The organism is Blastococcus sp. KM273129, from assembly GCF_021698995.1.
Taxonomy (GTDB): domain Bacteria; phylum Actinomycetota; class Actinomycetes; order Mycobacteriales; family Geodermatophilaceae; genus Blastococcus.
This window is the reverse complement of record NZ_SSXB01000019.1, coordinates 47,348-55,034: the sequence shown is the minus strand read 5'-3', so window position 1 is coordinate 55,034 and position 7,687 is coordinate 47,348. Positions and strand designations below refer to the sequence as shown.

Sequence of the window (7,687 nt, the reverse complement as noted above, 5' to 3'; positions counted from 1 at the left end):
TGGATGCGGGCCCTGCGGCCGGCCTGAGCAGCCCGTCAGCGGTCTGATCGAGAGCCCGGCGACGCCGTTGTGCCAGGAGGCACGACGGCGTCGCCGCGCCGTTTCCGGAGCACGTCTGCGATAGCGGTGCGGTGAGGAGACCGCAGAGGGCTTGATCGGTGCCCTTCGCCCGAACCACGGTCACGTTCGCCATTGCTGTCGTACCAGAGCTGCGTCGGTGATGGGCCCCGCGTCCTTCATCATCCGACGCTGCGAGGCGCCGAGTCCTGTCGCAGTCGGTGGATGAGGCTCTGGTCGTCCGTGGAGGACGGCCCTGTGGTCCCTTGGATCCTGGATCATCCGGCCGGGCCGACTTCCGGTGCGGCCGCGCGGCCGCTCACGCTCCCGCGGCGGCAGTGCAGCCTCGGCCGGCCTCTCGCGCGCGGCAGGCCGCAATCGTCGCCAGGGCTGCGGCGAAGTCCGTATCCGGGATCAGCTCCGACGTGCATGCATCCGCGCACCATCGTCGTTCTCACGAACCTCATCCGTCACAGGCTCCGAGAAGGGCGTGCGTGCGCCATCGTCTCGCCGCATGGAGGCGACACCTCGGCAGTGACCTGCGGAGACGCGGTGAGACCAGTCCCTCTCCGCATCGAGACATGACGAATCACTGATGCTCACCCTATGTAATGTTGTCCATAAGGGGTGGCGTTACGTAAACGTGATGCTACGTTCCGTGCGTGGCTTCACATCGCTCTCGTCCTGTGAAGGGCTCTCGGGTCCAGCGCAAGCGACGCACCTTCCTTCCCCGCACCGTCAGCGCTTTCGCGGCGCTGCTCCTCGTGGCAGGCGTCCTCACTTCAATGGCGCAACCGAATCTGGCTCCCGCCGGTCTGTCGAGCTTCTGGTCCCAGTCGGCCGCCACTTCCTCCGAGGAGAAGCGAAACTGGATCGCCAAATTCCGGGCTTGGCGCGAGCTGCATGCAGGACGTGCAGTGTCCAGCGATCGCGCTGACAGGACCCCCTGGGTGGTTCCCCGGCAGACGGCTGCGCCCGTTCCCACCCCGAGCCCGAGCGCGAGCCCGGCCCCCACGGCTACGGACGCCCCGGAACACTTCCCGGAAGACTACGGAACGGAGCTCGGCACCCCGGGCACGGCCGCCACCGCCGATGCGGACGCACCTCACTCGCTCGGAACCGGTTCGACTCAGACGACTGACGAAACGTCGGTGACCAGGATCCCGCCTGCCCCCGCCGATCCGGGTGTGCAGGTGACCTCGGGGAGCTCGCTGAGCTGGGCACCGCCGTCTGGTTGGGCCAACTTCCCCGTGCGAGCGGTCAGCGCGACCGACTCGTTGACTGTCGTGAACGCCAAGGGTGGGGATGTCGCGATCGAGCTGCCCAACCACTCCGTCGGCCCGGTGAGCATCACCAACTGCCGCAACGCCGTGCTGATCGGCGGCTCCATCACGGTTCTCCCTTCGGCGAAGGCCGGCGGCGCCGACCAGCGGGCCATCTACGTCAAGGACTGCACCGGGACGGTGCACATCGAGGGCGTTCACATCCGGGGTGACGTCGCGGGATCGCAGTCCGACGGCATCGCGGTGAGCGCTCCCGAGGCAGTCGTCCAGATCCAGAACGTGCGTATAGACGGTCTGCGCGGCGGTCAGGGTGGCAACCACGCCGATGTCTTCCAGCCCTGGGGTGGCGTGCGTGAGTTCCGGATCGACCGGCTCACGGGGTCCACGAACTACCAGGGACTGCACATCTTCGAGACCCGCGGCGCAATCGGGCGGGGCACCATCCGCAACACGAACATCGCCGGCACGGACGTCGGCGGGACGGACGGCGGCGGCTACTACATCTGGATGGACTGCGAGGACAAGTACCCGCTCACCCTCGACGGCGTCTACGTGAAGCCGCGCCCGGGCCGTCCCTTCACGCAGAGCGTCTGGCCCTCGGCGACGCACAAGGAGTGCCCCGGAGTCTTCAAGTCGGGCACGGTGACCTGGCCCCAGCACCCCTCCGTCACCGGCGGGGTACGGGAGGGCGCGCCAGCTGCCGGCGACTTCGTACCCGTGGGGGCGGTCGGCCCGGCCTACGTCTCCCCCGGATACCGCTGATCCGGCGGCGCCCCGGTACTGCGACAGCTCCTAGTACCCCTCGCGGTGGACGGGCGGGCATCGCAGGAGCGTCGTAGTACCGGGGCGGTCCCGCCCCCAGGGGTGGTCAGTAGGCGCCCTCCCCCCGGCGGACCGCCTGGAAGGTCCGCCACAGGATGACGAGATCGAACTTCAGCGACCAGTTCTCGACGTAGAGCAGATCAGCCCGCACCGAGTCGTTCCACGACAGGTTCGAGCGACCGCTGACCTGCCAGAGACCGGTCAGCCCCGGCTTCACGAGAAAACGGCGGTGCATGTCGAAGCCGTACCTGTCCACCTCCGAGCGGAGCGGCGGGCGGGGCCCGACGAGAGACATCTCCCCACGCAACACGTTGATCAGCTGGGGCAGTTCATCGAGCGAGTAGCGCCGGAGCACCGCGCCGATGCGCGTCACCCGTGGATCGTCACGCTTCTTGAACAGCACCCCGTTGCCATCGTGCTCGTCGCTGAGCACCTCCACCATGCGATCGGCTCCCACGACCATGGTGCGGAACTTCAGCATCGAGAACATGGCGCCGTGTCGACCGACGCGTTCCTGCCGGAAGAGCACCGGCCCTGGGCTGGACACCTTCAAGGCGACGGTGATGCCCAGGAGGACGGGGGCGATGAGTACCAGCAGGCCCAGCGCAGCGGTTCGGTCGAAGAGGTCCTTGGTGAGGCGCCGGACGCCGGTCAGCTCGGGCCGGTCGACGTGCATGAGCGGCAGGCCGAACAGAGGGCGGATACCGACGCGGGAGCCCACGATCTCCGTGATGGCCGGCGCGAGGAGCAGCTCGGCGGGGGTCTTCTCCAGGTCCCAGGCCAGGCGGCGGAGGGCGGCTCCCTCCAGTTCCGGGGACGGCACGACGATCACCGTGTCCACGTCGTAGCGACGGACGACGCCGACCACCCCCTCGAGCTGGCCGAGCACCGGCAGGTCGATGCCGCGGTGCGAAGCCTGCCCCCGTGACGGCAGGCAGCAACCCAGCACGTGGTGCCCGTGAGGGGGCTGGCGCTGGATCTGCTCGTGCAGCGCCTCTACCCCGCTGAAGTGGCCGACCAGCAGGGTCCGCTGGATGTGTTCCCCGCGATGCCATCGGCGCCGCAGCGATCGCCGCCAGGCGTACCGCTGCACCAGGGTCGCCAGAGCCACCAGCGGGAGTGCGAGGATGACGAAACCGCGGGCCAGTTCCAACTGCATCGCCCACGACACCGTCCCGACGGTGGCCAGGAGTATCGCGGCGGCGAGGAAGATGCGCTGGAACTCCTGAGTTCCGGTCCACAAGAAGCGCGGTTCGTAGGTGCGCGCGACCGACATGGAGAAGATCCAGACCGCGGGCAGGAGCACGGCCAGCCACAGAGAAGCGGCTGCGACATCGGTGGGCTGCCCGAATCGCACCAGGTAGCACGCTGCTGCGGCGACGACGGCGCACGCGGCATCGGAGACCATGATTCGGCGGACGTAGCGGACCTGCCACGGCTGTGCGCCGGCGCTGCCGGCGACCGCGTGAAGATGGCTTGCGGCGGGCGGTGTCTCGTCGTGGAGACTGCTCAGGTCGATCGCGAGATCGGGTTCGAAGTGCTGACTATTTCTCATCAGTACAGGTCCTTGCCTGCGTGCCGCACGATGGGCACGTTGTCGGGAGGTGCGCTGTGGAGCCGGCGATACGCATCGGCTCTTGCCGTCGGAGCCTCAGAGGCGGGCGTGGCGATCCAGGGAAGCCCGAGCGCGTGGCTCGGTACCAGACTCAGGTCGGTCGGCTGCCCGGGTCGTCGGCCGGTCCGTGATTGGGCACGTCGTCGTCCGCGTGGCTCGCGCCGGACGAGGCGGGAAGGGGGAGCGCTACCGCGGGCGCGATGACCCCGAGAACCGTGGCGGCCGACACGTGGGCCACGCCGGACAGATCTGTGCTGCAGCTCCCGAAGGTGGTCGGCGGCTCGAGTGCCCCCGCGGTCGTCTGCGAGCCCTCGTCGGACCTTGACGGGGTGGCTTGCTGGCCGGATGCGGGGGCGTGGGGACCGGTGCCCTCGGTTGCGGACTGTGACGCGGCTTCGTCTGGCACCGAGGGGACGGCTACCTCCGCCGGCGGGAGGAGCGAGGGGGTGACGACGCACACCGAGCTCACCGAGGGCGCACTCTGAGGTGACGCCACGACGGCGCAGTCGCCAGCGCAGTCGTCGAGGACGGCCCTGCCCACGTCGCGCCCGCCGGTGACCGGCCGCGCCTCCGTGACGGGACTGACCGGCACTTCCTGGGCCTCCGGGAGGTGCGCCTCGTCGTCGTCGCGGGCAGGGGCCTCCGCAGCAGGGGGCGCTGGCGCCGGGTCCTCCGCCGGGGGAACCCCCGGTGCCGGGGAGCCTGCCGCGTCGGTGGGCGTTGCTGGGTCGGTGGGCGTTGCTGGGTCGGTGGGCGTTGCTGGGTCGGTGGGCGTTGCTGGGTCGGTGGGCGTTGCCGGTCCGGGGGGCGCTGGCTCACCGAAGCCCTGGTCATCGGTCCCGACAGGGTTCTCCGTCGCGACCGGCTGCGGCGGATCGCTGGGTGGGTCAGCAGCGGGCGCGGGGGACGTGGTCGGAACCGGGGGAGTGACGGAGTCGTCGGCTGGGTGGCCGGACGGCGTGGCCGCTTCCGGTGGAGGCGGCGGTTCGTTCGATGGCGTCGCTGCATCCGGCGCCTCGCCGGTGGGCGGCGCCTCTGCAGGCTCCGGTGAGGTCCCGGAAGGTGCCTCCCCCTCGTCCACCGGGTCGGTGGACGAGGGGGTGCCGCTACCGGTCGTGCTCGAGGCGGTGCCTTCGCTCGGGCTCGCCGTGGCCTCGGCGGCGGCGGCACCGGCGGCGATCGTGGACAGGAGCCATACTGCTCCGAACAGCCACAGGGTGATCGCGAGCCGGCGCGTCCAGGGACGTCCGGCGTGCGCCGCGGCCCTGTGCGCGATCATCGAGAGCTGATAGCTCTCGATGATCCATGCGGGCTCGCGCGTCGCCACCATCACTCCTCGTCGTCATGCAGCGGCACCCTTGCCGGCCCGGCTACTGCCGTGAGCGTCGTCCCACCATGGCGCGGCGCACACAGATGGGTCAACCTGAAATCACACGCAGCAAACGGCGGCTGTGGCATTTCCGGCTTGCTGTGACTGCGCGTGATCATCGCTCTACGCAAACATCAATTCTGGTGTAGCCGAGCCGGTGTTCCGGGCGCTCGGGAGAGCGGCTGGAAGAGCAGGCGGGGATCCACGCCGGTTGGTCGTCCTCCCACTCGTCCTCGAGACGAAGCCAACGGTCCACGCCTCGCGCCCTCCTCGGCGACCTGGCCCAATTGCTCACGACGTGGTGCGCCAGCTGGGGACCAACCCACGCCGCCCGCCGTCACCGACGTCCGTGGCCAGTACACCTGGGCAGTGGGAGCGTGACTGACGTCCGGCGGTGTTCGGCCCACCCTTTTCACGTACTGACTGGGCCGGTAGTTGTCGGAGCAGTGGAGATTGGCGTGGGCACGGAAAAGGGCCCAACTGAGTGAGCTCCTGAATACTGGGAGTGGCCCTGGCGCACTCTCGTGGGTCTGGTGTGGACGGCAGTCGACATCGGGGCTGATCGGGGGGCCGCGGGCGTCGACTGCCGTGACCGCTACCGTGATCCTCTGCCGCCGGGGCGTCCCTGCCGACGGCCTCCTTCGCTGCGAACGACCGACTCAGGAGGTTCAGCAGGCGATGCGCATGCTCGTCACCGGGGGCGCGGGCTTCATCGGCGCCAACTTCGTGCACCAGACGCTGCGCGAGCACCCCGAGTACGAGGTCACCGTGCTCGACGCGCTGACCTACGCGGGCAACCCGGCGTCGCTGGACCCGGTCCGTGACGACATCGCGTTCGTGCACGGCTCGGTGGCCGACCCCGACGTCGTCGACCGGCTGGTGGGCCGCAGCGACGTCGTCGTCCACTTCGCCGCCGAGAGCCACAACGACAACTCGCTGCGCGACCCGGCGCCGTTCCTGCAGACCAACGTCGTCGGCACGTTCACCCTGCTCGAGGCGGTGCGCCGGCACGGTGCCCGCTACCACCACATCTCCACCGACGAGGTCTACGGCGACCTGGAGCTCGACGACCCGGCGAAGTTCACCCCCGAGACGCCGTACAACCCCTCCAGCCCGTACTCCTCGACGAAGGCGGGCTCGGACCTGCTGGTGCGGGCGTGGGTGCGCTCGTTCGGCATCCACGCGACCATCTCCAACTGCTCCAACAACTACGGGCCCTACCAGCACGTGGAGAAGTTCATCCCGCGGCAGGTCACCAACGTGCTGTGCGGACTGCGGCCCAAGCTCTACGGCGCCGGGGAGAACGTGCGCGACTGGATCCACGTCGACGACCACAACTCCGCGGTCCACGCGATCCTCGACCGGGGCCGCTCCGGCGAGACCTACCTGATCGGCGCCGACGGCGAGAAGAGCAACCTCGAGGTGCTGCGGCTGGTCCTGGAGCTGACCGGGCAGCCGGCCGACGCCTTCGACTCCGTGGCCGACCGCGCCGGCCACGACCTGCGCTACGCCATCGACGCCACCAAGCTGCGCACCGAGCTGGGCTGGACGCCGCGCTACACCGAGTTCCGCGACGGCCTCGCGGCGACCATCGACTGGTACCGCGCGCACGAGGCCTGGTGGCGCCCGCTCAAGGACGGCGTCGAGGCGGCGTACGCGGCCCAGGGGCAGTGAACGCCGTCATCGTCGGCGCGGGCGGTCAGCTCGGCCGGGCGCTGCGGCGCGAGTTCCCCGGCGCGGTCGCCCTGGACCGGGCCGCCCTCGACGTCACCGACGCCGCCGCGGTGGCGGCCGTCGACTGGACCGGCGTCGACGTCGTCCTGAACGCCGCCGCGTGGACCGCGGTCGACGCGGCCGAGGACCCGGCGAACCTGGCGGCGGTGCGGGCGGCCAACGTCGACGCCGTCGCCCACCTCGCCCGCGCCGCCGACCGGGCCGGGGCCGCGCTGGTGCACCTCTCCAGCGAGTACGTCTTCGACGGCACCCACCCCGGCCCGATCCCCGAGGACCTCCCGCCCGCGCCGCTGAGCGTCTACGGCCGCAGCAAGGCCGACGGCGACGCCCGCGCCACCGCCGTCGAGCGCCACTGGCTGGTGCGCACCACCTGGGTGGTGGGGGAGGGCGGCAACTTCGTGCGCACCATGGCCGCCCTGGCCGACCGCGGCGTCTCGCCCTCGGTGGTCGACGACCAGATCGGCCGGCCGACCAGCGCCCGCGACCTGGCCGCCGGCATCCGCCACCTGGTCGTCAGCGGCGCGCCCTACGGCACCTACAACCTCACCGGCGACGGCGAGCCGGCGTCGTGGGCCGACGTCGCCGCGCTGGTCTTCACCGCCCGCGGCCGCTCGGCCGACGACGTCGTGCGGGTGAGCACCGCCGAGTACTTCGCCGGCCGTACCGGTGTCGCGCCGCGGCCGCTGAACTCCGTCCTCGACCTGACCAGGATCCGGTCCACCGGCTTCCGGCCGGAGCGCTGGCGCGACGGGCTGGCCCAGCACCTCGCCGGTCTCAGCTGACCCGGCCGCCCCGCCGGTCACGCCA

5 protein-coding genes are annotated in these 7,687 nt (G+C 70.7%); 4 read left to right on the top strand and 1 reads right to left on the bottom strand.

Annotated features, from left to right (window positions below; genetic code table 11):
* Positions 1-1,343: 1,343 nt before the first annotated feature.
* Positions 1,344-2,102: a hypothetical protein gene (locus tag E9565_RS08285; RefSeq protein WP_236834559.1), complete on the top strand. Its 759-nt coding sequence runs from the start codon at positions 1,344-1,346 to the stop codon at positions 2,100-2,102.
* A gap of 106 nt (positions 2,103-2,208) precedes the next feature.
* Here the strand turns inward: E9565_RS08285 and E9565_RS08280 are convergent, their stop codons facing one another.
* Positions 2,209-3,717, bottom strand: coding sequence for a sugar transferase (locus E9565_RS08280; RefSeq protein WP_236834558.1), 1,509 nt, complete (start codon positions 3,715-3,717; stop codon positions 2,209-2,211).
* 1,148 nt (positions 3,718-4,865) lie between these two features.
* Between E9565_RS08280 and E9565_RS08275 the strand changes: the two genes are divergently transcribed.
* The 3 genes from E9565_RS08275 (at position 4,866) to E9565_RS08265 (ending at position 7,662) form a co-directional block, all read left to right on the top strand.
* The gene (locus E9565_RS08275) at positions 4,866-5,066 is read left to right on the top strand and encodes a hypothetical protein (protein WP_236834557.1); all 201 of its coding nucleotides are present in this window, start codon (positions 4,866-4,868) and stop codon (positions 5,064-5,066) included.
* 758 nt (positions 5,067-5,824) lie between these two features.
* Positions 5,825-6,820 (top strand): dTDP-glucose 4,6-dehydratase, encoded by a 996-nt coding sequence (gene rfbB, locus E9565_RS08270; RefSeq protein WP_236834556.1) that lies wholly within the window; start codon positions 5,825-5,827, stop codon positions 6,818-6,820.
* Positions 6,817-7,662: an NAD(P)-dependent oxidoreductase gene (locus E9565_RS08265; RefSeq protein ID WP_236828166.1), complete on the top strand. Its 846-nt coding sequence runs from the start codon at positions 6,817-6,819 to the stop codon at positions 7,660-7,662. The genes rfbB and E9565_RS08265 overlap by 4 nt, the downstream gene beginning before the upstream one ends.
* Positions 7,663-7,687 lie beyond the last annotated feature (25 nt).